This is a genomic window from Sorangium sp. So ce381 (genome assembly GCF_051473845.1).
In the GTDB taxonomy this organism is placed as follows: Bacteria; Myxococcota_A; Polyangia; order Polyangiales; family Polyangiaceae; genus Sorangium; species Sorangium atrum.
Genome location: NZ_CP150336.1, coordinates 155,607 through 182,451 on the forward strand (window position 1 = coordinate 155,607; position 26,845 = coordinate 182,451).

The 26,845-nt window shown below is 71.3% G+C and carries 17 protein-coding genes; 9 read left to right on the forward strand and 8 right to left on the reverse strand.

Annotated features, from left to right (window positions below; all coding sequences use genetic code 11):
• The first annotated feature begins 141 nt into the window (after positions 1-141).
• From WMF29_RS00600 to WMF29_RS00615, 4 genes are all read left to right on the forward strand, one after another.
• Positions 142-2,727 carry a YwqJ-related putative deaminase gene (locus tag WMF29_RS00600; protein WP_437326970.1) on the forward strand — a complete coding sequence of 862 codons (2,586 nt, stop codon included), beginning with the start codon at positions 142-144 and terminating at the stop codon, positions 2,725-2,727.
• The gene (locus tag WMF29_RS00605; protein ID WP_437326971.1) at positions 2,724-4,019 is read left to right on the forward strand and encodes a hypothetical protein; all 1,296 of its coding nucleotides are present in this window, start codon (positions 2,724-2,726) and stop codon (positions 4,017-4,019) included. The genes WMF29_RS00600 and WMF29_RS00605 overlap by 4 nt, the downstream gene beginning before the upstream one ends.
• Before the next feature lie 165 nt (positions 4,020-4,184).
• Positions 4,185-5,846, forward strand: a complete 1,662-nt coding sequence (locus WMF29_RS00610) for an amidase (RefSeq protein ID WP_437326972.1) — start codon at positions 4,185-4,187, stop codon at positions 5,844-5,846.
• Positions 5,847-5,878: 32 nt separating this feature from the next.
• The gene (locus WMF29_RS00615) at positions 5,879-6,574 is read left to right on the forward strand and encodes an acetoacetate decarboxylase family protein (protein WP_437326973.1); all 696 of its coding nucleotides are present in this window, start codon (positions 5,879-5,881) and stop codon (positions 6,572-6,574) included.
• 11 nt (positions 6,575-6,585) lie between these two features.
• On the opposite strand, the gene WMF29_RS00620 is transcribed toward WMF29_RS00615, so the two are convergent.
• The 4 genes from WMF29_RS00620 to WMF29_RS00635 form a co-directional block, all read right to left on the reverse strand.
• Positions 6,586-6,999, reverse strand: a complete 414-nt coding sequence (locus WMF29_RS00620) for a PilZ domain-containing protein (RefSeq protein WP_437326974.1) — start codon at positions 6,997-6,999, stop codon at positions 6,586-6,588.
• 239 nt (positions 7,000-7,238) lie between these two features.
• Positions 7,239-11,300: a DUF3344 domain-containing protein gene (locus WMF29_RS00625; protein WP_437326975.1), complete on the reverse strand. Its 4,062-nt coding sequence runs from the start codon at positions 11,298-11,300 to the stop codon at positions 7,239-7,241.
• A gap of 41 nt (positions 11,301-11,341) precedes the next feature.
• The gene (locus WMF29_RS00630; RefSeq protein WP_437326976.1) at positions 11,342-13,183 is read right to left on the reverse strand and encodes an OmpA family protein; all 1,842 of its coding nucleotides are present in this window, start codon (positions 13,181-13,183) and stop codon (positions 11,342-11,344) included.
• Between the two features lie 485 nt (positions 13,184-13,668).
• Positions 13,669-14,187 (reverse strand): DUF2690 domain-containing protein, encoded by a 519-nt coding sequence (locus tag WMF29_RS00635; protein WP_437326977.1) that lies wholly within the window; start codon positions 14,185-14,187, stop codon positions 13,669-13,671.
• 359 nt (positions 14,188-14,546) lie between these two features.
• Here WMF29_RS00635 and WMF29_RS00640 point away from each other — a divergent pair, with 359 nt between their 5' ends.
• From WMF29_RS00640 to WMF29_RS00655, 4 genes are all read left to right on the forward strand, one after another.
• On the forward strand, positions 14,547-15,764 hold the full coding sequence (locus tag WMF29_RS00640; RefSeq protein WP_437326978.1) for a cytochrome P450: 1,218 nt from the start codon (positions 14,547-14,549) through the stop codon (positions 15,762-15,764).
• A 324-nt stretch (positions 15,765-16,088) separates the two neighbouring features.
• Positions 16,089-16,571: a PspA/IM30 family protein gene (locus WMF29_RS00645; protein ID WP_437326979.1), complete on the forward strand. Its 483-nt coding sequence runs from the start codon at positions 16,089-16,091 to the stop codon at positions 16,569-16,571.
• Positions 16,572-16,844: 273 nt separating this feature from the next.
• Positions 16,845-17,846, forward strand: a complete 1,002-nt coding sequence (locus WMF29_RS00650; RefSeq protein ID WP_437326980.1) for a universal stress protein — start codon at positions 16,845-16,847, stop codon at positions 17,844-17,846.
• Between the two features lie 142 nt (positions 17,847-17,988).
• Positions 17,989-19,824: an SLC13 family permease gene (locus tag WMF29_RS00655; RefSeq protein WP_437331255.1), complete on the forward strand. Its 1,836-nt coding sequence runs from the start codon at positions 17,989-17,991 to the stop codon at positions 19,822-19,824.
• A gap of 49 nt (positions 19,825-19,873) precedes the next feature.
• On the opposite strand, the gene WMF29_RS00660 is transcribed toward WMF29_RS00655, so the two are convergent.
• Positions 19,874-20,092: a hypothetical protein gene (locus WMF29_RS00660; protein WP_437326981.1), complete on the reverse strand. Its 219-nt coding sequence runs from the start codon at positions 20,090-20,092 to the stop codon at positions 19,874-19,876.
• On the opposite strand from WMF29_RS00660, the gene WMF29_RS00665 reads away from it, so the two are divergent.
• Entirely contained in the window at positions 20,091-21,737 is a 1,647-nt protein-coding gene (locus WMF29_RS00665; RefSeq protein WP_437326982.1) for a glycoside hydrolase family 43 protein, read from the forward strand. The genes WMF29_RS00660 and WMF29_RS00665 overlap by 2 nt on opposite strands.
• Before the next feature lie 185 nt (positions 21,738-21,922).
• On the opposite strand, the gene WMF29_RS00670 is transcribed toward WMF29_RS00665, so the two are convergent.
• From WMF29_RS00670 to WMF29_RS00680, 3 genes are all read right to left on the reverse strand, one after another.
• Positions 21,923-23,329: a hypothetical protein gene (locus WMF29_RS00670; RefSeq protein WP_437326983.1), complete on the reverse strand. Its 1,407-nt coding sequence runs from the start codon at positions 23,327-23,329 to the stop codon at positions 21,923-21,925.
• A gap of 358 nt (positions 23,330-23,687) precedes the next feature.
• On the reverse strand, positions 23,688-25,763 hold the full coding sequence (gene metG, locus WMF29_RS00675; protein WP_437326984.1) for a methionine--tRNA ligase: 2,076 nt from the start codon (positions 25,761-25,763) through the stop codon (positions 23,688-23,690).
• Positions 25,764-25,818: 55 nt separating this feature from the next.
• Complete coding sequence (locus WMF29_RS00680; RefSeq protein WP_437326985.1) at positions 25,819-26,682, reverse strand: DUF6209 family protein; 864 nt, start codon at positions 26,680-26,682, stop codon at positions 25,819-25,821.
• Positions 26,683-26,845 lie beyond the last annotated feature (163 nt).

Here is a 26,845-nt window from a genome sequence, read left to right on the forward strand (position 1 = left end):
GCTCATCGAGGCACATTGTACACCAGCGTGCATGGGCTGGAAGCTGCGCGTACGTCCGGTCACCGCGCGCTGCACCATCCCAGCACATTTCTGCGTGGCAGCGGGTATTGACTCCGTGGCTCGTTGGGCGACCATCGCATCATGGCGCGCACAGCTCCGGTTCCGAACATCCCCGCGATCCCTGGGATGAACCCTGGTGTCTTCATCCTCGGCGGCGGCGCCGGCGGCGGTGGCAGCGGAGGGCGGGGCGGCAACGGCGCCGGCGGCGATCAGGGCGCGGGCGGCAAGAACGGCGGCAACGGCGCCCAGGGCGGCGGCCGCAACGCCGGCAACTGCGGTCAGGGCAGCGGCGGCGGCTGCCCCAACCCGACGCACGGGGGCGGTGGAGGAACGCATGCCGGGCACCCCATCGATCCGGTCACGGGCCGCGTCTACACGCTCGCCGTCACCGACATGGCGCTGCCGGGAGCGTTCCCGCTCGTGATCGAGCGCGCCTATAACTCTGCGCAGCGCGACCTCGACTACGGCCTTGGCTACGGCTGGAACCATTCGCTCGGCGAGTTCGTCGAGCTCGCCTACGACGAGCTCGATCGGCTGATCGCGCGCACCTTCTCGGACGACACATCCCACAAGCTGGAGTACGACGAGCGCGGGCGCCTCCTGAGCTTCGAGACGGAGGCCGTCAGCACGCGCTACACGTACGACACGCGAGGGCGTTGCACCCGCGAGGACACGGAGCGGAAGGACGATCCGTCGTCCGCGACATCGCTCCGGCACGTCTACGACGCCGGCCTGCATCGCACGAAGGTGGAAGTGCTCGGCGCTTTCTCGATCGCCGCGCCGCGCGACGCCGTCGGGCGATGCGTCGCGCTCGTCTTCTCGGATGTCCCGGGCGCCCGGGGTGCGGACCCGCCGATCGCGACGTTCGTGTACGACCCGACAGACGGCGAGACGGGGCGCTTCTTTGCCGGCGGTGGCCGTATCGAGCTCACGAGGGACGCGCACGGCAACGTCCTCCGCTCGGCGGTCTTCGGCGGTGGCACCGCTGTCATCCGCCCGGGCGAGCCCATGTGGGTCGGCGGCCTGGGCGGCCCGGAGACCCTGCGGTTCGACTACCGATGGTCGCCTGCCGACGAGCTCCAGGTGCTCGCCGATCGCGATCGCGGGGCGCAGTCCTTCCTGTACGACGCGCGCGGCCGGATCGCGCAGAAGCGGCACGAGGGGCGGGCCAGGACCGAGGACTACGCGCTCTCGCCGCGAGGCGACGTGCGCTGGATCGACGGCCGGGCGCAGTCCCACCTCGGCGGCGGCCGCCTCGTGACCACGAACGGCGCGGCCCTCACGTACGACGCGCGCGGCCGGCTCTCGAAGAAGGTCGAGGGCACCGCGGTGACCACCTACGCGTGGAGCGTGCTCGGCTTGCTCTCGGGCATGACGCTGCCTGACGGCACGCGGCTGGAGTTCGTCTACGACGGGTTCGCCCGGCGCATCGAGAAGCGCGTGCTGCGTCGGGACGCGGCGATGGTGCGGCACCGCTACCGCTGGGATGGTGAGGACCTCCTGGAGGAGACGGTCGAGCGCGGGTCGAGCGCCACAGGAGCATTCGCGCCGTTCAAGCTGGTGGAGCGCCGTCGCTACGCGTACTCGCCGGGCTCGCCGGCGCCGGTCGCGCAGGCGATCGACACCGAGGCGGGCCCGGGCGCCTGGAAGTACTTCGTGCACCGGGACGGGGCGCCTGTGCCGCTCGGGCTCGTCAATGCTGACGGGAGCGTCGATCAGGTCTTCGAGACCGACGCGTACGGTCGGGTGATCGCGGGCGACGCGGCTGCCACGCTGGTCCGGTTCCCGGGGCACTGGTACGAGCCGGAGACGGGGCTCCACTACAACCGGTGGCGGTACTTCGATCCGGCCAGCGCGACGTACCTGAGCCCGGAGCCGCTGGGGCTCGAGGGGGGGCTCGAAGCGTACGGGTATGTGAGCGGGAGGCCGCTCGCAATGGTCGACGCTGACGGGCTGATGGGCTCCAAGTTCAACACGCGGCGCCTCCCGCGATCTCAAGGAGGCGGCACGCGGGAGTTCACCGGGCAATCAGCCAGCGAGCGCAACGCTGGCGGGAAAGGGCCGCTGCACGATCTCCACCCGGCAGTCGCCGCCGCGCTCCCTCAGGACTCGGGGCGCGGCCAGGGCAGGGATCCATCCTGGTGCTCCGAGCCCCATGCGGTCAGCAATTATCTCTATGATTACGAGGAACGAAATCGGGTAAAATGCGATCCGGGCACGTCCGAGGGCCAGCGACACCTCCGACGCGCCTTGCGCCGCATGGGGCCGATCGGAAGCACCGATGTTAATGGAACCGCTTGCGCGCCGTGCCCAAACTGCTCGCAGACGCTGGCTCGCTTGCATGCGCTGGTAGGCACGGGCCAGCAGCCCGAGACGATTCCCGCGTCGCCTCCCAAAGGCGGACCGCCCCTCAACTTCAGGCCCGCAGGCCCGGGAGCTCCGCTGGATCGAGCACGGCAGCAGGCCGCCCAGGGGAACAATGCACCTCTAGACGACGCGCGCAGGGCGAATGCAACGCGGTATCGAGAGCAGCTCGAGGCCGATCGGGCGGCAGGACGCAACAATCATTCGGACGCGGAGATTGAGCGCCGCACCAATCGCGTGGCCGGAATGACGCCGGGCGTCTTCGGAGGTACCGGCCTGAACAACGACTGGGGGCCGACGTGAAGCCTCGATTCAGCCATTTCCTCCTCGGAACGATCGAGAAGGGCATGTTCAGCCCCCAGCTCCGATCCATCTGCGGAACCAAACAGCTCACGGCCTCCGTTGCCCAGTTGAACGAGGTGGCGGAGAGGCTCGAGGGGTGGCGGGCTCCGGGGTTTGAGCTGCGTGCCCGCGTCCACCTCGGCACCTTCGAGCCGGAGGTGGGACCGGTCACCGCGCTCGACAAGACGAACGCTCTTGTCAAGGGCGTTGCTCGCCGGGTCGGCCAGGCGGCTCGTTCGTCTCGCCTGCACGGATTCGTGTGGCACGTCTGCGACGGGGTGCTCGCCCTGCGCGACGACGTGTTCTTGCGGGTGCTGGGCCCCACGGCGGCCAGCCTTTTGCCGTGGCTCGAAGAGTGTGCGGCCCTGCGGTTGCAGTGCGCCTTTCCGGTGGTGCGAGCGGCGGGAGAGGCGCCTCGGGCGCCCGAATCTGGCTGGATCGAGTTCCGCGACAACTATGCTGATTTGACAGCGCGTGCGGCTCTGGACAACGACGCCGTGCACCTCGATCTCCCGCTCGAAGAGGCGAACCACCGGTTTCGGCAGAGCGTGGTCGGGTTTCTTTGCGCAACCGTCGATCCGGCATCGAAGACGCTTCCACTGTCGCCTCGTGCGAGCGAGGCGGCATCGCGCTGGCTTTGTCGGCTGCACGATCCCGGCGATCCCGAGCGGCTCGCCTCGTGGGTGCTGGAGAACGGCGGCAGCGAGGCGCTCGCCAGGACGGCCGCCGACGCCGAGCGCTCGTTCGGTGGTCTGCGCAGCGTCGACCGGATCCAGCGCTTCGGCGGGATCCAGATGCTCGATCGAGCCCTCGCCGAAGGGAGCGTCGCCGAGTGGCCGCTTCAGCAGACGCCGGATGGCCCCGCGATCCTGGTGAGCCCGCGAGACATCGACAACCCTGACACCCTCGCATGCGTGACGGAGGACGGCAGGATGTGGGCCTATGGGTTCGGCTGGGACGACTGGGAGCGAACGAGCGACTCGGTGCACACTTTCGTCTCCCGCATTGCGTTGTGGGGACACCCCAAAGAAGTGCCGGTTCATATCTCGCGGTCGTCGCACGGTCGTGAGCTCGCGCAGGCGCTCGGCCTGGACGAGGTCGAAGAGGCGACCGACTCCACCGGCACTTTCTACGCGGGCGAGGCGGCGCTGGTGTTCGAGCGGAGGCTGTCCGAGGGGCGCGCCGTGACGTGGTTGCGCGAGCTGCGCCCCGAGTCGGTGCGTGTCTGGGACGACCTCACCTCGTCTGCCTGAGCGCCGGGTCGCGGCGGCCGACGTCCCATGCCATCCCACGCGCGTGGATCGACGAGGAACGACGAGCGATCCCGCCGTCGACGACACGCAGCCACGGCGTGATCTCACGGAGCACCCTGACCATGAGCCGCCGCCCCGCCCAGCCGGTCGAGTAAGCTGCGGCGCATGAAGGTCCCCCGACTCACCGGCCGCGCGCTCACCGCGGCGCGCCTCGCCGCCGAGGCGCCCGGATCCTCCGCCGCCCTCCGGGAAGTGATGAAGCGCAGCCTGGGCATCGATCGCCTCGCCTCGCTTCCGGACGCCTTCCGCGACGACGCCCCCGCCGAGGCGCGCCCCCTCCAGGCCGCGCCGCCGCGGCGCTGGGAGGACGCCGACCTCGGCGCGCCCCCGGTCCGCGACTGGCCCCGGCCCTCGCTCGCCTACGCGGCGGCCTACCGCAAGGGCGCCACCACCCCGCTCCGCGTCGCCGAGCGCGCGCTCTCGGCGCTCGAGGCGCTCGCCGCCGAGCGCCCGTGCATGAACATCGCCGTCGCCACCTCGCGCGAGGCGACGCTCAGGGACGCCGACGCGTCGACCGCGCGCCACGCCGAGGGGCGGCCGCGCGGCCCGCTCGACGGCGTGCCCCTGCTCGTCAAGGACGAGTTCGACGTCGAGGGCCTCCCGACGACGCTCGGCTCGCCCTGCGGCCCGCAGACGCCCGCGCCGCGCGACGCCGCCGTGGTCGCCCGGCTCCGGCAGGCGGGCGCCGTGTTCCTCTGCAAGACCGTGCTCACCGAGTGGGGCATGTCGCCGATCGGCAACAGCATCCACCAGCGCATGCCCCACAACCCGCACCACAAGGAGCGCGCCGCGGGCGGCTCCTCCACCGGCTCCGCCGTCGGCGTGGCGCTCGGGCTCGCGCCGCTCGCGGCCAGCGGCGACGGCGGCGGATCCATCCGGGCGCCGGCCGCGCTGAACGGCGTCTTCGGCCTCAAGCCGACCTTCGGCCGCGTCAGCCGCGCCGGCGACGGCTTCAAGGGCTCGGTCGCCCACGCCGGCCCGATCGCCAGCAGCACGGCCGATCTCGCGCGCTTCCTCGACGCCGTCGCGAGCGAGCCGGACCCCGACGACGACCTCACCGCGTGGGCGCCCCCGCCGCCCCCCGGAGGCTTCGGCGCGCGCCTCGGCGCCGGCGTGCGCGGGCTGCGCATCGGCGTCGACGAGGCGGAGTGGCGCGACGCCTCCACCCCGGTCGCGAGCGTGTGCTGGGGGGCGCTGCGCGCGCTCGAGCGCGAGGGAGCGACCCTCGTGGACCTGAAGATCCCCCTCGCGAGGCACGCGGCCTCCATCGGCTACCTCGTCATCGGCCCCGAGTCGCTCGCGGCGAACCAGCGCGCCTGGAGGGAGCAGCGCGATCTCATCAGCGAGGACCTGCGCGTCACCTTCAGCCTCCTCTCGGGCGTCACCGCGCTCGAGCAGATCGACGCCGCGCGGCTCCGCGCGGGCATGCGGCGCGAGGTGGCGCGCGCCCTCGCCGGCGTCGACGTCCTCGCGCTCCCGACGACGGCGATCACCGCGCCCCCCTACGCCCAGGCCGAGGAAGGCCGCGCCTTCCTGGATCCCGTGGCCCTCGACGGCATGTGCCGCTTCGCCTTCCTCGGCAACCTCACCGGACTCCCCGCCGGCACGGCGCCCGTCGGCGTCGACGCCGAGCGCCTGCCCATCGGCCTGCAGATCCTCGGCGACGCGTGGGACGAGGCGGCCGTCCTCGCCGTCCTCGCCCACCTCGAGAGGTCGGAGCTCGCGCGCGCGCGGCGCCCCCCGGGAGCGATCGATCTGCTCGGGTAACCTGATCCCATCGAGCCCGAGGAGAGGTCGTCATGAGCCAGAGCGCCGGAAGTCATCCTCCTGACGTGAAGCCAGCGCCGGCGCCGTGGACGCTGGCCGGCGATGCGACCATCGTGATGCTCGAGCTCCCCGGGCCGCTGCTCGAGGAGCAGAGCTTCATCCCGGAGGCGCTCCGCCCCCGCTTCGAGGGGCGCTACAGCCTGCTGATGGCCCTCGACTACGCGTCATCGAACGTGGGGCCTTATCGCGAGCTCCTGTTCATCCCCGGGCGCTTCCGCACGCGCCGCGGCCTCTGCTGGTCCATCAGCAAGATCTACGTCAGCTCGTGGGACAGCGTGGTGAACGGGCAGCGCAACTGGGGCATCCCCAAGGAGCACGCCGATTTCGAGATCGCGCGCGAGGCGGACGGGAGCGAGCGATTCCGGGCGTCGCAGGGCGGTGAGGTCTTCGCCGATCTGCGCTTCGCGGCCGCGGGCCCGAGCCTGCCCGCCTCGAGCGCGCTCGTGCCCGCGCGCCTCCGCCGGCTGGTGCACCACCGCGACGGGCACGACTATTTCTGCGCGCCGACCGCGCGCGGGAGCGCCCGCCACGCGCGCCTGATCGAGGCGCGCGTCGATCCGGCGCGCATGCCGCGCGTCGACGAGGGTCGTGTTGTGTTCGCCGCCCGGCTCTCCCGCTTCCAGGCCGAGTTCCCGGTCGCCGACGTCGAGCTCGCTCCCTCGTCCTGAAGCAGCGCGGATCAGCTGAGCGCGATCATCGCGGCCGTCGCCGCGTAGTCCACGCGCTGCGCGCGGTAGGGGTACGTCGGCGGGAAGCGCTCGAGCGCCGCGCGCAGGCGCCGGATCGACGCCCTGTCGAGCGGGTCGAAGCGCAGGCCCACGGCGCGCCCCGGGTCGCCCTGGCGCCGGCCGTGGAGGGTGCGCGCGATCGTCGCCGTCGCGTCGATCCAGACGTTCGTCTCCGGGATCCGGAACGAGACGATCACCGGCTCGCCCGTGAGCGCGCGGGCGCTCGTCAGCACGAGCATGCCGTCGATCGACAGGTCGATCGCCCGGGTCCCGAGCAGCCGAAAGCCCCGCTCGCGCACGGCCTGGCACTCCACGATCGCGGCGCGGCGCGTGGCGCGGCGCTCGCTGGCGAGCAGCATCTCCATGGTCGTTCTCCTTGGCGCGGTACGCTACGGAGGACGGCTACAGGTGGACAAGAAACTTACACGATGATGCCGCCCGCTGCGGCGGGTCGAGGAGGAACGCAGGCAGGGGAGCGGGTGGGGGGATCTCGGCGCCCCTGAGGGCGCTCGCGGCGAGAGGCGCCCGCGGCCGCTGGGGAGGGTCGCCGCCCCGCCGGGGGGGCGGGGCGGCGCGCGGCCGTGGGCCTCTCTCTATCCGGCGGTCAGCGGCCCGCGCGGCGCCGGCGCAGGGCGAGGCCGGCGAGGGCGGCGAGCATGGGCAGGAGCGCGGCGGCGCCGCGGGTGCTGCCCGCGGGCGTGGGCCGCGCGGCGCAGAAGCCGTTGCCCTCGGCGAAGATGCCGCTCGGGTCGTTCTCGCTCTCGGGCTCGCAGGTGCCCGCCGTGCTGTCGGTCGAGCTGCACACCTCGCCGGACGGGCAGCTGTTGCCCTCGGCGCCGCGGCAGCCTTCCACGCAGGTCTCCTGCTCGCAGATCATCCCGCTCGTCGCGCCGCCGCAATCGCTGTCCTGCCGGCACGCCGGAGGCGTCTGATCGTCGGCGGGATCGTTGGGATCGGTCTCGCCCGCGTCGATGGCGCCGTTGTGGTTCGCGTCCTCCACGCCGTCGGGCACGCCGCCGTGGTCCGTGTCCGGATCGAGCGGGTTCGTCTTCGTCGTGGGATCGGCGTCCGGGATGCAGGTCCCCGCGGCGGCGTCGGTGGCGGCGTTGTCGCAGGGCAGGCCGCGCTCGGTGCCGTCGAACAGCCCGTCGTCGTCGCTGTCGGGGTCGAGCGCGTTGATGAGGCCATCGCCGTCGTGGTCGTCGCTGAAGTTCGGCTCGTCGCCGTCGATCACGCCGTCGTCGTCGCTGTCGGCGTCGTTCGGGTCGGTGCCGATCTCCTCCTCGAGCGCGTCGACCAGCCCGTCGCCGTCGCTGTCCACCGGCGTCCCGTCGTCCTCACCGATGTTGGGATCGGTCTCGCCCGCGTCGACGACGCCGTTCAGGTTGGTGTCCTCCTGGCCGTCCGGCACGCCGCCGTCGTCGGTGTCGGCGTCGAGCGGGTCGGTCTTGGTCGCGCCAGCGTCCCCGTCGGGTCGGCAGTGGCCCGCCGCAGCGTCGGTGCCCTCGTGATCGCAGGGCAGGCCGAGCTCGGTGCCGTCGAACAGCCCGTCGTTGTCGCTGTCGACGTCGCGCACGTTGATCAGCCCGTCGCCGTCGGTGTCCTCGCCGGGCTTCGGCTCCTGGCCGTCGGGCACGCCGTCGTCGTCGGTGTCGGCGTCGTCCGGATCGCTCCCGATCGCCTCCTCCTCCGCGTCGGGCAGCCCGTCGCCGTCACGATCCTCGTCCACCGCGTCGTCGTCGCCGTTGTTGGGATCGGTCTCGCCCTCGTCGATGGCGCCGTCGTGATCCGCGTCCTCCGCGCCGTCGGAGATGCCGCCGTCGTCCGTGTCCGAGTCGAGCGGGTGCGTCGTCGTCGTGGGGTCGGCGTCCGCGATGCAGTTGCCCGCGGCAGCGTCGGTGGCGGCGTTGTCGCAGGGCAGGCCGAGCTCGGTGCCGTCGAACAGGCCGTCGCCGTCGCTGTCCGGGTCGAGCGCGTTGATGAGGCCGTCGCCGTCGTGATCGTCGCTGAAGTTCGGCTCATCGCCGTCGATCACGCCGTCGTCGTCGCTGTCGGCGTCGTTCGGGTCGGTGCCGATCTGCTCCTCGACCACGTCGATCAGCCCGTCGCCGTCGGTGTCCTTCGGCGTCCCGTCGTCGGCGCCGTTGTTCGGATCGGTCTCGCCCGCGTCGATCTCGCCGTCGAGGTCGATGTCCTCCTGGCCGTCGGGCACGCCGCCGTCGTCCGTGTCGGGATCGACCGGCGAGGTCTTGGTCGCGCCCTCGTCCGCGTCGGCGCGGCAGTGGCCCGCGGCGGCGTCGGTGTCCTCGTTGTCGCAGGGCAGGCCGAGCTCGGTGCCGTCGAAGAGCCCGTCGTTGTCGCTGTCGACGTCGCGCACGTTGATCAGCCCGTCGCCGTCGGTGTCGTCGGCGGGGTTCGGCTCCTGGCCGTCGAGCGCGCCGTCGTCGTCGGTGTCGGCGTCGTTCGGATCGCTCCCGATCGTCTCCTCGAAATCGTCGCTCAGCCCGTCGCCGTCGGTGTCCTTCGGCGGCACGTCGTCGGCGCGCACGTTCGGATCGGTCTCGCCCGCGTCGACGACGCCGTCGAGATCGAAGTCCTCCTGGCCGTCGGGCACGCCGCCGTCGTCCGTGTCGGCGTCGAGCGGATCGGTCTTGGTCGCGCCGGCGTCCCCGTCGGCGCGGCAATGGCCCGCGGCGGCGTTGGTGGCGGCGTTGTCGCAGGGCAGGCCGAGCTCGGTGCCGTCATAGAGCCCGTCGTTGTCGCTGTCGGGGTCGAGCGCGTTGATGAGGCCGTCCTCGTCGGAGTCCTCGTCCCAGCGCGGCTCCTGCCCGTCGGGCACGCCGTCATCGTCGCTGTCGGCGTCGTTCGGGTCGGTGCCGGCCTCGAGCTCGTCGGGATCGTCGATCCCGTCGTTGTCCGAGTCGCAGCCGTTGTTGAACACGCCGTCGCAGTCGTTGTCGATCGAATCGCCGCAGACCTCGGCACCCGTGGGCACGCACTCGCAGGCGTGCGTGTCGGGGTCGCACGTCGGCGAGAGCGGCCCGCAGTGCGCGTTGGTGAGGCACTCGACGCACTCGTTGGGCTCCGCCGCCGTGTCGCAGTGAGGCGTCGCCCCGGCGCACTGCGCGTCGGTCTCGCACGCGTCGATGACGACCTCGGTCGGCGGCACGCCGTCGGTCGGGCCGTTGCCGTCGGTCGGCGTGTCCTCTTCGGGCGCGCCCTGCTGCCCGGCGGCGCGGACGATCGCCTGGTTGGCGATGACCCCCGAGGCGCTGGCGTCGACCGTCACCCGGAAGGTCACCCGCGCCGACTGCCCGGCGGGGATCGACCCCCCCGCCGTCCCGTTCGCGCCCGTGCCGAGCCGCACGCGGACCGTGCGCGTCCCGGCGTCGTACTCGCCCTGGTCGTCGCCGGCCGCGTCCGTCTTCGGGCCCATGTTGGCGCCCGCCACGATGGAGAGCGAGCCAGGCACGTAGGTGACGCCCGCGGGCAGCGGATCGGTGAGCACGGTGCCCCTCGACGCGTCGTTGCCGCTGTTGACGACCTCGATCGTGTACTGGAGCTGGTCGCCCGGGAGCAGCAGCCCGCCGTTCACGTCGACGGCCGACTTCGAGGAGGACGTGAAGTCCGGCTTGAAGGTCGAAATCGACGTGATGAACCCGGCGAGGAAGTACAGATCCATGCTGCTCGACGCCCGGATGGGCGCCGAGGTCTGCCTCGGGGTCACCAGCGAGGTGATATCGAAGACGTCGATATCCATGCCCGCCATGGTCCCCGCGGTCCCGGCGAGCTGCGGCAGATCTCCGACGTTCGACACCGGCGCGTTGAAGTAGGAGCGCGTGCCGTTGAAGAAGTTGTTGACCGGGTTCAGATCGTTGCCGAGCGCGGTCCCGTTGAAGAGGAACTGGTCCCCCTCGTGGGCCACGTCGCCCTCGAACGCGACCATGCCGATCTTCGCGTCGTAGCCCGCGTTCGGCACCAGGAACCCGTCCAGGGTGGCGTTCTGGGTCGACCCGCTGGCCACCGTGTCGAGGCCGTCGAAGAGCGCGAGGTTGCGCGGCGGCTCGGAGGCGAGCTCGTAGAACACGACCAGCCACCACCCGGCGAAGTGGTTGTCGAAGTTGTTGTTCGTGAAGGTCGCGCTGTTGACGCCGCTCACCCGGTACGCGCCGGACCCGTGGGCCTGCACGAGGTCGGTGATGTTCGCGACCGACTGGTAGTAGACGCGACTCGAGCTGATCGTCTCGACGCTGTCGACGGCGGTCACCTCCTGGGAGAAGCCGCCCGCGCCGGGCCGCTCCAGCGTGACGGCCCCGTCCGCGGTCCCGGTGGTCCCGAGGTGCGCGCCCCAGTAGAGGTACGCGTGGGTGACCGTCGCGCCGGCCGGCACCTGGAGCACGGCGGTGGTGCGCGCCTGCGCGGCGGTGATGGTGGTGCTCGCCTCCGCCTGGCCCTCCGCGGGCGAGTCGGCGCGCCAGTACGTGTCGGGCGCGCTGTCGCCGATGTTGCTGCCGCAGGCACCGATGTCGCCCACAATGGGCGAGTCGATGTCGTCCCTGCCGCACTCGTGGCCCAGCGTGTTCCCGATCAGAATGAAGTCGCCCCGCTGGTCGACCTGCTCGCGCAACGCGGGCGCGGCGTGCGCGGCGCCGCCCTGCCCGCCCACGCAGGCGATCCCGACAAGACTACTTATGACCCAACGTCTCTTCACGGCGCCTCCTGCTGCTGCTTCGGCTTCTTCTCGAGGATCTTGAACTGCACGCGGCGGTTCTTCTGCCGTCCCTCGTCGGTGTCGTTGTCCGCGATCGGGACGTCGGGCCCGTAGCCCTTCGACGCCAGCCGCTCGGCCTCGACGCCGCGCTGGACCAGCGCCTTCATGACCGACTCGGCCCTCGCCTGGCTGAGCTTGATATTGTACGCGCGTCCGCCGCGCGGGTCTGTGTGTCCTTGCACCTCGATCTTGGCGATCTCCGGGTGCTCCTTCAGCACACCCGCGACCTCATCGAGGAGCGGATCGCTCACCTTCTTGATGGTCGCCTTGCCGGTGTCGAACTGCACCTGCTGGAGGATGACGATCTCGGTCTCGGTCATGCGCACCGCGACGGGGCAGCCGTTCTTCGAAGGATCCGGATCGGGCTTGCCCTTGATGTCGGGGCAGGCGTCCTGATCGTCGCGCACCGTGTCGCCGTCGCGGTCGCCGGGGCAGCCGTTCGTCGCCGGATCCGAGGTGCGGATACCGGGGATGTCGGGGCAGGCGTCCTCCGCGTCGATCACGCCGTCGCCGTCCCTGTCGGGCGGCGGCGGGCAGCCGTGCTTCTTCGGATCCTCGTTCGCCGGGCCGGCCTCGTCCGGGCACGCGTCGACGTCGTCCGTGATGCCGTCCTTGTCGCGGTCCCCTGGCGGCGGGCAGCCGTGCTTCTTCGGGTCGTCGTTCGCGACGCCGGGCACGTCCGGGCACGCGTCGACGCGATCGAGGATGCCGTCCTCGTCGCGATCCGAGGGCGGGCAGCCGTTCTTCTTCGGATCCGGGTCGCCGACGCCGGGCACGTCCGGGCAGGCGTCCTTCTCGTTGACGATGCCGTCCTTGTCGCGGTCCGGGTCCGCGCGCCGGACCTCGGGCGAGTACGCGAGCATCGCGACGGCGCGGAAATCCGGGGTGCCGATGCCCGAGGTGAAGCCGGGGCCGGCGGCGACGCCGAGCTCGAAATCGCGGAGCGTGGGCGCGAAGCGGTAGCGCAGGCCGAGCAGCGCCTCGACGTTCGTGTTGCGGGCCTCCGGGTCCTCCAGCACCGTCGACACGGTCGCCTCGGGGCCGATCTGGAGCTGCTCTTCCGAGCCCAGCAGCAGGCCGACGCCCGCGCCGCCGTTGAACATCAGGCCTTGCCGCACCTGCGCGAACGTCTGCGCGGGGCGCAGATCGACGCCGGCCGCGGCCGACCAGACGAAGCCCGGGATCCGGCCGCCGGCCAGGATCTGAGGCAGGCCGCGGACCGACTCCTCGCCCACGAACGAGCCGTCGCGGTCGCCGGTCGGCACCCACACGAAGCCGCCGACGGCGAGCTGGAACGGGTCGAAGTAATCGCCGAGGAGGCGCAGGCGCAGCCCGACCCGGAGATCGCCGAGCTGCACGTCGCTCGGCGACCTGAACGAGAGGCCCTCGGCCGCGGGGCTGTCGCCCTGCTGCAGCACGGCGAGGGGCAGGTCGACGTTGACGTGCAGCCGGTCCCAGAGCGTGAGCGAGGAGTTCAGGTGCAGGAACAGCTGGTGGCCGACGATCGCGCCGAGGTTCTCGTCGCTGCCCTCCCGCGTGAGCACGAGCGGGTTGTGCGCGTAGTCACCGAGCAGCATCACGTGCAGCGTCGCGCTGCCGTCCTGGTTCGGCGAGGCTGCGTACGGCGACGGCACGCCGAACATCCGGTCGCCGGCGGGCGCGGGGCTGAAGCGGTTGAGGGCGAGGCCGCGCGCCGGTCCCGCTTCCTGAGCGGACGCTGGCGCGGCCCACGCCGCCGCGGCTAGCGCGGCGGCGCCGCAGATCCATCGAGGGGGCAAGGGGGCTCTCATTCGCAGGATCACCTTGGGTGCTTTGGGCGAGCGGCCGTCGACTGCTCCGGCGCGCAGGCAAGTTGGGGGAAACGCCGCATGCTCGACGAGGAAGATCGCGAGCAGCCTCGAAATCCCGGGCCGTCTTATAGGCTTCGCAGGACGCTACGGGTGGACTTTTCGCTGGGCGGCCGTCCGAATTCGGATCGGCCTCGACAGGGCGGCTCTCCTGCGAGCCGGCCATCGCAGCGCGGCCTATGCAAGGCGTGTGCACGCCTCGCCGTCGCGCGGGGCCGGTGGTCTGTCGAGGATCTGGCGCCTCAAGCCGGCTCTGCGGCGGGTCGACTGAGGACTACAGACATCAGCACTGCGGCCCCGGTGCGGCGGTATCGACCGCGATCGAGCGGGGGGCGCGCCGGCGCGCCCGGTTGGCGGGCTCTGCGGCGCTCGCGGCCCCGGCGCTGCGCCGCCGGAGGCCCGGCTTCACCGCGGGGTCAAAAGTTCGTTCGGACGGTGCCGCTGAATTGAAAGATGCCAGGGTTCGAGCCGATCTTGCCAATGGCGGTGAACCTGGAGCCTGGCGTGACGGCCAGCATGGCCGAGCGCAGCGCGTCGGTCGGTGAGGTCGACTCGGCCTGGCTCGTCGCGTAGGGCGAGCTCCTCGTGATCTCTGCCCGCAGATACGAGCTGCCGCTGGTCACGACGGTCCTTGCCCATGCCGCGTTGCAGCTCGGCGAGTACCGGATCACGATCTTGCCGATCGCGGTGGTGCCCGACAGGATGTCGCTCGACGCCCGCGTGACCGCGTCGGCCTCGCACCCGGTCGCGCCAGGGTCTTGCCCCGTGCACGACGCGCCGTAGCAGCTGCCGAGCGCGGCAGCGTCCTCGCCCACGTCCTCCTGCGCGGAGCCCTCTCCGTCGAGCGGCTCGGGATCGGACGTGTCGGCGATGCAGCCGGCGAGGGCAAAGGAAGCTCCGAGGGCGACGACGGCAAACGAGGAGGCGATACGCATGGTCCATGTCCTTTCGAGCCCTGGGAACGCGGGCATTGCGCTACAGAGCGGCGCCGGCGCGTCGAGGTCTCGGCCTGGGTACGGGCGCCGGGCCCCGACCGGTTCCCGCGACCGCGAAAGGACCCGTGTCGGGCGCCTCCCGGGACTCGCTACGTCGGGCGCCGCGGGCTCGTCAGGGGCCGCCAGCGGCGCGCGGCGCGGCGCGAGGCGATCGCGCGACGCGTCCGTCCGGGTCGTGTCGACTGGGGCATTCCGTTCGGGAGGCGCGTTCCAGCGCTCCATCTGGTGGTTGCATCGATTACCATCGTCTCCCGAAGGGCTGCTGCCACCGGCGACTCCAGACGACGGAGGTTTCGACGATGAACCTTTTTCCGGACGAGATGCGGCGGGATCCTTATCCCCTCTACGATCAGCTGCGGACCGGCTCTCCCGTGTTCCACGTCGCTCCGCTCGATCTCTGGATGATCTTCGATTACGAAGGGGTGAAGCGGGCGCTGACCGATCATGACGCGTTCAGCTCCGCGGTGACGCCTCCCACGGGCAAGGCGCCGGACTGGATCGTCTTCTCGGACCCGCCGCGCCACACGAAGCTTCGATCCATCGTCCTGCGGGCGTTCACGCCGCGCTCGATCGCGGGCCTGGAGCCGCGCATCCGGGAGCTGTCGCGCGAGCTCCTGGATCCGTGGATCGAGCGCGGGGAGATGGACCTCGCGGCGGACTACGCGGGGCCGCTGCCCACGATGGTGATCGCGGAGATGATCGGCATTCCCCCCGAGGACCGGGCGCGGCTGCTGCGCTGGAGCGAGGTGATAGCGAACCTCAGCCACGCGATCTCCGGCGGCGAGGAGGCGGCGAGGGCCGTGAGCGAGCACGCCCTGGTGAAGGAGGAGATGAAGGCGTATCTCGCCGACCTGATCGAGGCGCGCCGGAGGGCGCCGGCGGAGGATCTCTTGACCCGGCTCGTCGAGGCCGAGGTGGACGGCGAGCGGCTGACCGAGGGAGACATCCTGAACTTCTTCCAGTTCCTGCTCGCGGCGGGCACCGAGACGACAACGAACCTGATCGACAACGCCATCCTGTGCTTCATCGGGAGCCCGGCGGAGCTCTTCCGCCTCCGGGCGGCGCCCGAGCTCTTGCCCTCGGCGATCGAGGAGGTGCTGCGCCACCGCTCGCCGCTGCAGATGGTGTTCCGCGAGACCAGGCGCGCCGTCGAGGTGCACGGCCAGGTGATCCCGGCCGGGAAGCTGGTGCTGCCCGTGATCGGCTCCGCGAACCGGGATCCGCTGCAATTTCACGACCCTGGCCGCTTCGACATCGGGCGCGATCCCAACCCGCACGTCGCGTTCGGCCACGGCATCCATTTCTGCATCGGGGCGGCGCTGGCGCGCCTGGAGGCGCGGATAGCGCTGCCCGATCTGCTCTGCCGGCTGAAGGGCCTCCGGCTCGCGAGCGACGAGCCGTGGGAGCCGCGCAAGGCGATCATCGTGCATGGGCCGGCGCGCTTGCCGATCCGCTTCGAGCCGGGGAGGCGCGTTGCGGTGCACGCGGCGGGGGCGTACACGCCGTGTCCGGGGTGAAGGGCGCGAGGACGTCGTGGGGGTGGGGGAGGGGGCTCTGGACGGGCGGGGCCGCGGTGGGGCAAGGGGCAGGGGCGTGGGGAAGCGCCGGCCCCGTCCCGGCGGCCCCGGTCGGGGCGGACGGAACGCCGTGAGCCCGTCCGGATGACCTGGCTCGTCCACCCGGGAGAGGGGTGGCACCCGTCTCCGGGTGGAGGTGCGTCCACAAAAAGACGAGTGGCACTCGTCTCCGCGGTGGAGGTGCGTCCACAAAAAGACGGGTGGCACTCGTCTCCCGGTGGACATGGCTCCAGCGTAAGACGAGCAGCAGGCGGTTCAATCGAGATGCCTTCCCATGCCGAGAGGTTTGCCAAGATCGCCGAGCGAATTGAACGCGAGTTGGAGCGTATCGATGAGGCTGCAGTCGCCGCTGCCCGGCTCGAACCCGTGCGGGCACGGGAGAGGGGACCTCATTGGTTCGCTCGCGTCCTTTCAAAGCTTCGGCATGGTTTGAAGGCTCAGCCGAGCGCCGAGGACGAGGGAGCTCGTCGATTCGAAGCAGCTCAACGCCGCCTGGAATCACTTGAGAAATACGGGGCGGAGCTGGCACGAGCGGCTGCGCAGCAGGCGGCGAACGCCGATGAATGGGAACGACGCGCGATGCTCGCGGTTCGAGCGGGGGACGATGACCTCGCGCGCAAAGCGCTCTCCTGGCAGCGCGAGGCGCTCGAACGTGCATCGACGCTCGAGCGGCAAGCCGCAACGATCTCGGCGGCGATGGCCGAGTACACGTCTGCGCTCGCCGCCATCAAGGCCTCCTCGCGTTGATGGGGCTGCCCCCACGTCGCTGGCGGAGGTGGTTCGCGCGGCTCGGCGGAGCGGCGCGACGCCTCCGGCGGGCGTGCAGGGTGGCTGAGCTGAGATCGCCTGCCGGAGCGCTTCGACCTCGAGGAATACGGCGAGTCCCGCCCCACCGCGGGCGCAATCCTTACGTAGCGCGCGCATCTTCCGCGCCGCGCAGGTCCTCGGCGGCACGCGCGCCCTGCGCAGGGCAGGTCGCGATGCCTGGCGCGCGGCTTGCTGTGTTTGCGCGGCGAGCCGATGCGCCGCACCGACGCCACGCCCACCACGCCTCCGAACTCGCCCGCCCAGGCGGAGCCGGCCCCCAGGCGCGGCGGCCGGACGACGAGCACACCGCGCCGCGAGGCCCGCGTCGGCGACATCCTCGCTGCCACCGATTTCTCGCCGGGTGCTCTCGCGGCGGTCGAGCGCGCCGCGTGCCTCCCCCTCTCCGCGAGCAGCACCTTGCACCTCGTTCACGTGCTGCCAGCGCCCGCCTCGCCCGCGGAGGGCGACAGCGCGGAGCAGGCCGCGCGTCGCTCGCTCGACGAGATCGCGGCCCGCGCTCTCGATGTCGCCCGGGGCGCGGGGAACGCAGGTCTGCGGATCGTTCCGAGCGTGCTCGTCGGCAGAGGGTTCGTCGAGATCATCCGTCATGCGCGCAGCCACGGCGCGGAGCTGATCGTCCTCGGCAGGCACGGAGAGCGCTCGATCCTCGATCTTCTGCTCGGGTCGACGGCCGAGCTCACGGTCCGTCACGCGGACACTCCCGTGCTCGTCGTGCAGCGAGCCCCCGCCAGCGCCTACAGGCGACCGCTGCTCGCCGTCGAGCTCTCGGACGTCGCGCTTCGGAGCGCCGCGCTCGCGACGAAGGTCATCGATCCTGAGGTGAGCCGCATCCGGGCGATCCACGCCTATCGCGTGCCCTTCGAGGACAGGATGGCGCTCGCCCTCCCCTCGATGGAGTTCGCGGCCTATAAGGCTCGATACCATGACGACGCGCGCGCCGGCCTCGGGCGCCTCCTCGACTCGTTCGACGGGCTCGGTGTGACGTGGGAGCCGTCGGTCCGGCGTGGCGATGCGAGGCGCGCGATCGTCCGCGAAGCCAGGCGATGGAAGGCCGATCTCATCGTCATGGGGACGCACGGGCGCTCGGGCATCTCGCGCGCTCTCCTGGGCAGCGTGGCCGAATCCGTCATGCGCTCGGCGCCGTGCGACGTGCTGGTCGCGCGCCCCTCCACGTTCGTGCTGGAGCTGCCCTGAGCGGCGCGGCAGCAAAGCATGCTCCGGCGGCGCCTGGACACCCGCGTCGACTCGACCCGCCGAGGGCAAGGCGGCGTGAGCCCTAATGAGACGATAGGGGGTTGGATCTGCAGCCCCTTCGGATAGCCTTCGCCGTCGCATGATGCCGGAAGCCGCCCTCACGTTGGCCATCCTCGGAGCCACGATCGTCTTGTTCGTGAGCGATCGCCTGCGGCTCGACGTCGTTGCGATGATGTCCTTGCTCGCGCTCACCCTCTCCGGCGTCACCACGGTCTCGGACGCGCTCGCAGGGTTCAGCAACCCGGCCGTGCTCATGATCGCGGGCCTGTTCATCGTCGGGGCGGCGCTGACGGACACCGGCGTGGCCGATTGGCTGGGCCACCGCCTCGAGCGCGTCGCGGGATCGGGAGAGGCGAGGGTGATGGTGGTCCTGATGGGGGCGACGGCGCTCCTGTCCGCCTTCATGAGCTCCACAGGGACGGTGGCGATCCTCCTGCCGGTGGTCGGGACCCTCGCGTTGAAGCGCGGAATTGCGCCCGCGAGGCTCCTCATGCCCGTGGCGTTCGCCGCGCACCTCGGGAGCAACCTTACGCTCATCAGCACGCCGCCGAACCTCCTCGTGAGCGACGCCCTCCGTGAGGCGGGGCGCGAGCCGTTCCGCTTCTTCAGCTTCATCATTCCCGGCCTCGCCGTGCTCGTGATCGGTGTGGCCTACCTCGTGTCGATCGGTCGTCGCATGCTTCCTGGCAAGGCAGACGCGGCGGGCGGGGTCGCGCCGCGCTCGCTCACGCTGAACGATCTCGCGATGGACTACGAGCTCGACACGTCGCTGCGCGCCTTGCGTGTCACCGCGCGCTCGGAGCTCGCCGGCCTCACGCTCGGCGCCGCGAACCTCCGCGCCGAGTTCGGCGTGACCGTGGTGGGGATCGCGCACGCCGGACCCCGCGGCCCCTTGGCGAAGCGCGTCGTTCCGCAAGCGGTGTTCGTCGCGGGCGACGAGCTGCGCGTGCTCGGGAGCGACAGCGCGATCGCGGCGCTCGCAGATCGATTCGGGCTCGAAGCGCTCCCGGAGCGCCCCGTCTTCTCGTTGCCCCACGAAGAGTCCATGTGTGAGGTCGTGCTCCCGCGGCGCTCCCGGCTGGCGGGACAGACCCTGCGGGAAGCCAAGTTCCGCGATCGCTACCGCGCGAACGTGCTCGCGATCCGCCGAGGCGGAGGATCGCTGCCGGTGTTCCATGCGACGCCCGAGCTGCGCGATCTCAAGCTCCGCGCCGGCGATACGCTCCTCGTGAAAGGGCGGCAGAAGCACCTGAGGAACCTCCGCGACGAGCGGCGGGATCTCGTGCTCGTCGCCGAGCCCGACGCGCCGAGCGCCGTGTTCGTCGATCGCGGGCGCGCCCTCGCTGCCGTGGGGGTCACCCTGGGTATGCTCGTCGTCATGGCGTTCGGGTGGCTGCCCAACGTGGTCGCCGTGCTGCTCGCCGCGGTCCTCCTGGTGCTCGCGCGGTGCGTGCGCCCGGCGGACGCCTACCGCGCCGTGAACTGGGAGAGCGTCGTGCTCATCGCGGGGATGATCCCCGTCTCCACGGCGCTGGAGCGCACCGAGGCGATGGGGGCCGCCGTGTCCGCGGTCGAGGCGCTCCTGACCGGGGCGCGGCCCACGGTGGTCCTAGGTCTGCTCGTCCTCTTCACCTCGGCCATCGGGATGGTCCTCTCCAACACCACGACGGCCTTGCTCGTGGCCCCCCTCGCGGTTCGCCTGGCCGGCGCGCTGGGCCTCGCGCCGGAGCCATTGCTCATCGGCGTCGCGTTCGCGTCCTCCGCGGCATTCGCCACGCCGATCGCTTCTCCTGTGAACGTCCTGGTGATCGCGCCGGGCGGCTATCGCTTCAACGATTTCACGCGCGTCGGGCTGCCGCTGCAGCTCCTGGTGCTCGCGACCACCGTCGTCGTCGTCCCGCTCGTGTGGGGCTTCTGACCGCGGGAGGCGCGGCTTCAGCCGCCCGGCGGCGCGCCGGGCGCAGGCCTCAAGGCTCCTTCTTCTTCTTCCACTTCTTCTTTTTGGCGGCGGCGGCTTCGTCTTGTTCGGGTCCTTCGGCGCCCACGGAACGCGCGTGTCGATCGGCAGGATGTCCTCGCGGCAGGGCGCGCTCGCCCTCGAATCGTTTCACTTTTCCTTCCCCCCGTTCCTCGATATCCTCGGCGCGATCGTCCTCTGGACCATCGCCGGCGAGCCAGTCATCCATGCCTGATACCGTCATCCGCAATCCGATCCTGCCGGGCTTCAACCCCGATCCGTCCATCGTCCGCGTCGGCGACGACTACTACGTCGCGACCTCGACCTTCGAGTGGTACCCCGGCGTGCAGATCCACCACTCGCGCGACCTCGTGCACTGGCGTCTGCTCTCGCGCCCGCTCAACCGCGCGAGCCAGCTGAACCTGCTTGGCGACGGCGATTCGTGCGGCGTCTGGGCGCCGTGCCTGACGTATGCGGATGGCCTGTTCTGGTTGATCTACACCGACGTGAAGCGCTACGGCCGGACCAGCGTCGGCGGCGCGACGGGCGCGTCGATGCGCGACTTCCACAACTACCTGGTGACCAGCCCCACCATCGACGGCGAGTGGTCGGATCCCGTTCATCTCAACTCGAGCGGCTTCGACCCCTCGCTGTTCCACGACGACGACGGCCGCAAGTACCTGAGCAACATGCTGTGGGACCACCGGCCCGGCCACAATCGCTTTGCCGGCATCGTGCTCCAGGAGTACTCGCACGCCGAGCGCAAGCTCATCGGGCCTGTCACGAACATCTTCAAAGGCACGCCGATCGGCTACACCGAAGGTCCGCACATCTACAAGCGCGGCGGCTACTACTATCTGATCACCGCCGAGGGCGGCACGTACCAGGGCCACGCCGTCACCATGGCGCGCTCCCGTGACCTCACCGGCCCGTACGAGCTGCACCCCGAGACGTACATCCTGACCTCGCGGTCTCGCGCCGACGTCGCGCTGCAGCGCGCGGGCCACGCCGACCTTTGCGATACGCCGTCGGGCGACGTGTACATGGTCCACCTGTGCAGCCGTCCCATCCCGAACCGCGGGCGCTCGACGCTCGGCCGCGAGACCGCGATCCAGAGGATGGTCTGGTCGGACGACGGCTGGCTTCGCACGGCCGATGGTGAAAATATCCCGCGCGTCGAGGTCCCAGCCCCCGGCCTGCCCGCGCATCCTTTCCCTGCCCCGGCCGCGCGCGAGGACTTCGATTCACCGCAGCTGCCTATCGACTTCCAGTGGCTGCGCTCACCCTACCCCGACGAGCTGTTCAGCCTCACCGCACGTCCCGGTCATCTGCGGCTCTACGGCCGCGAGACGCTCGGCAGCCTGTTCCGCCAGTCGCTCGTCGCACGCCGCCAGCAGGCGCACTGCTACAGCGCGGTCACGTCGGTCGACTTCGCGCCCGAGCGTTATCAGCAGATGGCCGGGCTCATCTGCTACTACAACGCGAGCAAGTTCCATTACCTGCACATCTCGCACGATGAGACGGTCGGGCGCTATATCCGGATCATGTCGGCGATTCCGGATGGGGTCATGGCGGACGCCTTCACCGCACCCGTCCCCATCCCGGGCACCGCGCCCGTGCACCTGCGCGCCGAGCTCGACCACGACCGGCTCTACTTCGCCTACAGCCTCGACGGTACGGACTGGAGCTGGTTCCCCGAGCACCTGGACGCCAGCATCCTCTCGGACGAGGCCTCCGCGCCCGGCCTTCCCAACTTCACCGGCGCGTTCGTCGGCATGGCGTGCCAGGACATGTCGGGTACCGCGCGCCCAGCCGATTTCGACTACTTCGAGTACCGCGAGCGCGAGTACCTGATCGACCCCAGGCGCCCGTAGCGTCACTCTCCCGGGAGGGAGGCGGTAAGGAACCTCGTTGTTGACCGCGGGTCGCCGGATCTGGGGTCGTGGCGCCCGACGGGGTCGACGACGAGCGCCTCGCCGAAGCGCGAGGCGCGATCCGGCTCGCGCTCGCTCGGCTGAGCTCTCTGCAGCCCGTCAGCGTCGTGAGCAGGCCGGGGCCCTCAAGGCTCCTTCTTCTTCTTCCACTTCTTCTTCTTGGGCGGCGGGAGCTTCGTCTTGTTCGGGTCCTTGGGCGCCCACGGGACGCGCGTGTCGATCGGCAGGATGTCCTCGTGCGGCAGGGCGCGCTCGCCCTCGCGCTTCACCGCGAACGACGCCGAGACCACGTTGACCTTGTGGGCGCCGATATCGGACAGATCGCCCTTTACGCGCAGCCCGACAGGGATGCAGAACCTCCTCTTTCGCTCTTCTTCATCCATGTCGCCCGGCGGCGGCGCCCCGCCGCCCGGGCCGCGCAGCTGGCCGAGCCGACTCGGGTCCTCCATCGCCTGCTGGAGCTGCTCGAGCACCTCCTCGGCGCACACGAGCTCCGGCTTGGGCTTCTTCTTGCTGCCGGACGGATACTGCACCTTGGACTGGACCTTGACCGTCACGGTCACCGGTTGCCGGTCAGGCCCCATCTGCAGCGCGCTCCCCGCGAGCGCGCCCTTGGCCCCGTCCACGATGCGATCCCACGTGGGGCCGTCTCCGGCCGACGCGCTCACCAGCCGGACGCCGAGGACCTGGCCGTCGGCGCCGAGCTTGACCTCGAAGGTCGCCCGCGCGTCGAGGGGCGCGGCCGAGGAGCGCACCATGTCCGCCAGGGTGCTCGCCACCGCGCCCGCGGCGGGGACGCTGATCCCGACGCTCTTGTCCTTGCCGTGCAGCGTCTCGTTCAGCACCGTGCCCGCTATCGCCGGATTCACCGGGCGAGCGCGCGGGGCGGACGTCGGGGCGGCGCGCGGCGCGTCGGGGCCGGGGAGCACGCCGGGCACGGTCCAGAGGGGCGTCCCGAGCCCTGGCGCGAGCGCGATGCCCCCGCCCGCAGCGGGAGGTGCCCCGCCGTACTCGTCGCCGGGCGGCGCCGTCGCCGGGGCCGCCGGCGCCTCGGCGGCGGGCGCAGGGGCCTCGGCGGTGGGCGCGGGGGCGCCGGGAGCCTCGGCGGCGGGCGCAGGGGCCTCGGCCGCAGGCCGGGCGGCGGCTTCGGCTGCGGGCGGCGCGCTCTCCGGAGGTGCGGCCTTCGGCTCTGTGGCCGGAGAGGCCGGCGCGGGCCTCGCGCGATCGACCGAGGCGATCTTGGCCGCTGCGGCGCCCGGCGCGGGCGCCTGCGCCTTCTCGGCCGGAGGGGCCTTGCCGATCTCACCGGCCGCCTCCGGCTCGCTCGCGACCGGCTCGCCTCCGGCCGGCGCCGCGGTTGCGGCCTGGGGAGCCTGTGGTTCCAGCTCGAAATCGATGCCATCCACGAGCGCCGATGGCTCGGCAGGGCCCTCGAGAGGCCGTTCCGGCGTCGGCGCGGCGAGGATCGCGGCGTGCGCCGCGACCGCCATGGCCAGGGCCACGGCATCGCGCCCCCGCAGGGAGATGCTCACCGCCTCCTCGTGCCAAGGCAAGCGCGCATTGACCAGGTCTAGCACGCCCCCCGGCGGGCGGACCGGCATCCCCCTTGGTCCCCCGCCCACCGGCGTGAAAAGCACGATCGCGGCGCAGCGATCGCGGCCATGCCGGTCGGCCGCGGAGGCGGGGTGGCGAGGGGATTCCCCACCTGCCGGAAGGATGGAACCGCCAAGTCGCCAGGAGACGCCAAGATTTTTTTGTTTTTCTTGGCGTCTCCTGGCGACTTGGCGGTTCAAAAGACCCCACCTGCGGCCAGAGGTACACAACCGCCAGAGGCCGGTGTCTCGCTCCCGCCGTGTCGCTGCGCTGTGAATCGCGTGCCGAGGTGCGGTATCAGAGCACCGGCGTGCCCGGCGCGGCGTCCTCGACCGTGATGGTGCGGACTCGCCCCTCGACATCGGCGGTCAGCAGCATGCCTTCCGACACGAGCCCTTTGCCGAAGTCGCGCGGCGGCAGGTTGCAGATGACGACGACCCGCTTGCCCACCAGCTCTTCCGGGGCGTAGCTCGCCGCGATGCCCGAGATGATGCGCCGCGGAGCGCCGTCGCCGGTGTCGACGCGCAGATCGAGCAGCCGGTCCTTCTTCTTCACGCGCTCGGCGCTCGTGACCACGCCGATCCGGAGGTCCAGCCGGGCGAATTCGTCGAACGCCACGGGGCTCTTGCCCTGGCGCGCCGGCGGGGCAGCCACCTCGGCGCCGCCGCTCGCCGCGGGCGCGGCCTTCGCCTCCTTCGACTCGGCCTTCGCACCGGCCGTCGCGTCGGCCTTCGCCGGCTCGGCGTCCGGCCGCGGCGGGGCGAACCGGGCGAGCAGCTCGGCTTCTTTCTCCTTCTCGAGGCGCGGGAAGATGGGCGAGCCCCTGCGGAGCTTCTCGCCGGGCGCTCGCGAGGGGAGCGCCATCGGCCAGCGATCGCTGCCCGCCTCGAACGCGATCGGCGGCAGCCCGAGCTGCTCGCGCATCCTGCCCGCCACGACCGGCATCACGGGGGAGATCATCACGCTGATCGCCTCGAGCTGCTCGATCAAGGTCGCGATGATCGTCCCGAGGCGCGCCGGGTCCGTCTTCTTGGCCACCCACGGAGCGGCCTTGTCGATGTAGAGGTTCGCCGCGGCGATCACCGTCCAGATCGCGTCGAGCGCGCGCGTCGGCTGGTTCGCGTCGAACGCGGCCGCCGCGGCCGCCGCGGCCTGCCGCTGCGCCCCGGCGAGCTCCTCCTCGAGCGGGCCCAAGGCCCCCTTCGCCGGGACCTCCTCGGCGAACGGGAGCACGCGATTCAGCAGGTTGCCGAGCGAGTTGCCGAGCTCCGAGCCATACCGCGACAGCACGTCCTGAAGGCCGAAATCGCCGTCCTGGCCGAACGAGATCGCGCGCATCAAGCAATACCGCACCACGTCCACCCCGACGGGCGGCGCGGCGGCGGCCGCGTCCGGGCCGCCGGGCAGGGCCGCCGCGGCCGCCTCGGAGAGGGCGGCCGCCACCTCGACGGGGCTGATGGTGTTGCGGAGCGTCTTCGACATCTTCTGGCCGCTGTACGTGAGGAATCCGTGGGCGAAGACCTGGCGCGGCAGCTCCGCCTCGCCGTAGCCGGCCGAGAGCAGGAACGCAGGCCAGTAGACGGCGTGGAAGCGCAGGATGTCCTTGCCGACGAGGTGCACGTCCGCGGGCCAGAAGCGCGTGTTGTCCTCTGGCTCCCGGAGGGCGGTCATGTAGTTCGCCAGCGCGTCGAACCACACGTACATGACGTGCTTCGGGTCGTCGGGGACGGGGATGCCCCACTGGAACGTGGTGCGGGAGACCGACAGATCCTGGAGCCCCTCGCGCACGAAGCTCACCACCTCGTTCAGGCGGCTCGCCGGCTGCACGAAGGTCGGGTTGCGCTTGTAGTAATCGAGCAGCGCGTCCCCGTACCTGGACAGGCGGAAGAAGTAGCTCTCTTCCTTGACGCTCTCGGCGGGCTTCTTGTGCAGCGGGCAGACGTTCCCGGGCTGCTCCAGATCCTTCTCGGTATAGTAGGCCTCGCACCCGACGCAGTAGAGCCCCTCGTAGTGGCCGAGGTAGATGTCCCCGCGCGCCTTGATCCGGCTCCAGAGCTCCTGCACGGCCTTCTTGTGGCGCGGCTCGCTCGTGCGGATGAAGTCGTCGGGAGCGCAGCCGAGCTTCGGCCACGTGTCGCGGAAGACGGCGGCGATCTCGTCGGCGTGGGCGCCCGGCGCGACGCCGCGCGCCTCGGCGGCGCGCTGGATCTTGAGGCCGTGCTCGTCCGTGCCGGTGAGCATGCGGCTCTCGTGGCCGCGCAGCCGGTGGTAGCGGCACAGCACATCCGCGGCGATCGTCGTGTAGGCGGTACCGAGGTGCGGGACGTCGTTGATGTAATAGATGGGCGTCGTGACGTAGAAGCGGCTCGCCATGGGAACGCCCTCTTAGCATGGGGCGCTCCCCCGCGGCGAGGCGGCGGGGCGCCGATCAGAGCCGCGCGTCCTCGGGGAGCTCGGCCTGGTGCAGGACTCCATCCGTGAACACCTGACCGTCGATCTCGTAATAGAGCCGGAGCTGCACCTTGCGCGCGTCCGGCCGCGGCGACACCGAGCCCGGCGTCGCGGTGGATCCCTGGAAAATCTTGCCCGCGAAGCTGAACTGCTGGTTCGGGCCCCACCCGGTATACGAAAGCGGGATCGTCTCGGCGTGGACGAGCGCGTCGTGTCCGTCGAACACGTGGACATCGATCCACGCCTTGGCGCCCCACGCCGAATGGCTGACCCACGCGTCGAGGTCCACGTGGGTCTGGATGTCTTTCCCCGCGATCGGCCCCTGTGCGGGCCTCGGGAACGCGTTGACCTTCGAGACCCGCAGGGCCCGGACGTTCGTGATGTCGGGTCGCCGCTGCGCCCCCGCGCGGTAGACGACCGGCTGCGCCGGGATCCGCGGCGGCGGGCCGCCCACATCGAACCAGTAGTTGTCGCCGAAGCGCGTGTCCCACGCCTCGCACCGGCGGCTGGTCTGAGAGAAGCCGTGGAACCAGATCTCCGCCTGGGTCGCGTCGTCCGGCACCGAGATCTCCAGGGCCGCCGCCCTGTGCGCGATGACGTGCCCGGGCGGGTTCCCCGGGGCCCGCACCTCCTCGACGACGCTCCCCTGCACGATCGCGCCGCGCGGGTGAAAGCGGACGTAGGCGGTGATGTCGCCGATCTCGGCGCCGCGCCACATCGTGAAGCAGCGCGACAGGCGGCTCGGCTCATACTCGATCCTGAGCTTCCCCCCGCGCTCGATCGGACCCTGCTGCGCGTGCTGCCAGTCAGGCAGGAACTGGAGAACAGCGGTCGTTGTCATCGGGACCCTCCTTGCATGGACGGGTAGCCAGGAACGGGCAGCAAATGCAAGCGGGGCGACGTTTCGGCCCGCGTGAGGGCCGATCGCGCGTCGGCTGGGCGCGCGGGTGCGCTTTCAGGGGGGCATGACGGCGGAACGCAGCTCCTCGGACGGCGCGGACCCA

Bases quoted from the DNA above. Each gene is read 5' to 3' on its own strand.
- WMF29_RS00600 (WP_437326970.1), top strand. From the start codon at position 142: ATGGCGCGCACAGCTCCGGTTCCGAACATCCCCGCGATCCCTGGGATG.
- WMF29_RS00610 (WP_437326972.1), top strand. From the start codon at position 4,185: ATGAAGGTCCCCCGACTCACCGGCCGCGCGCTCACCGCGGCGCGCCTC.
- WMF29_RS00615 (WP_437326973.1), top strand. From the start codon at position 5,879: ATGAGCCAGAGCGCCGGAAGTCATCCTCCTGACGTGAAGCCAGCGCCG.
- WMF29_RS00620 (WP_437326974.1), bottom strand. From the start codon at position 6,999: ATGGAGATGCTGCTCGCCAGCGAGCGCCGCGCCACGCGCCGCGCCGCG.
- WMF29_RS00635 (WP_437326977.1), bottom strand. From the start codon at position 14,187: ATGCGTATCGCCTCCTCGTTTGCCGTCGTCGCCCTCGGAGCTTCCTTT.
- WMF29_RS00640 (WP_437326978.1), top strand. From the start codon at position 14,547: ATGAACCTTTTTCCGGACGAGATGCGGCGGGATCCTTATCCCCTCTAC.
- WMF29_RS00645 (WP_437326979.1), top strand. From the start codon at position 16,089: ATGCCTTCCCATGCCGAGAGGTTTGCCAAGATCGCCGAGCGAATTGAA.
- WMF29_RS00650 (WP_437326980.1), top strand. From the start codon at position 16,845: ATGCGCCGCACCGACGCCACGCCCACCACGCCTCCGAACTCGCCCGCC.
- WMF29_RS00655 (WP_437331255.1), top strand. From the start codon at position 17,989: ATGCCGGAAGCCGCCCTCACGTTGGCCATCCTCGGAGCCACGATCGTC.
- WMF29_RS00665 (WP_437326982.1), top strand. From the start codon at position 20,091: ATGCCTGATACCGTCATCCGCAATCCGATCCTGCCGGGCTTCAACCCC.
- WMF29_RS00660 (WP_437326981.1), bottom strand. From the start codon at position 20,092: ATGGATGACTGGCTCGCCGGCGATGGTCCAGAGGACGATCGCGCCGAG.
- metG (WP_437326984.1), bottom strand. From the start codon at position 25,763: ATGGCGAGCCGCTTCTACGTCACGACGCCCATCTATTACATCAACGAC.
- WMF29_RS00680 (WP_437326985.1), bottom strand. From the start codon at position 26,682: ATGACAACGACCGCTGTTCTCCAGTTCCTGCCTGACTGGCAGCACGCG.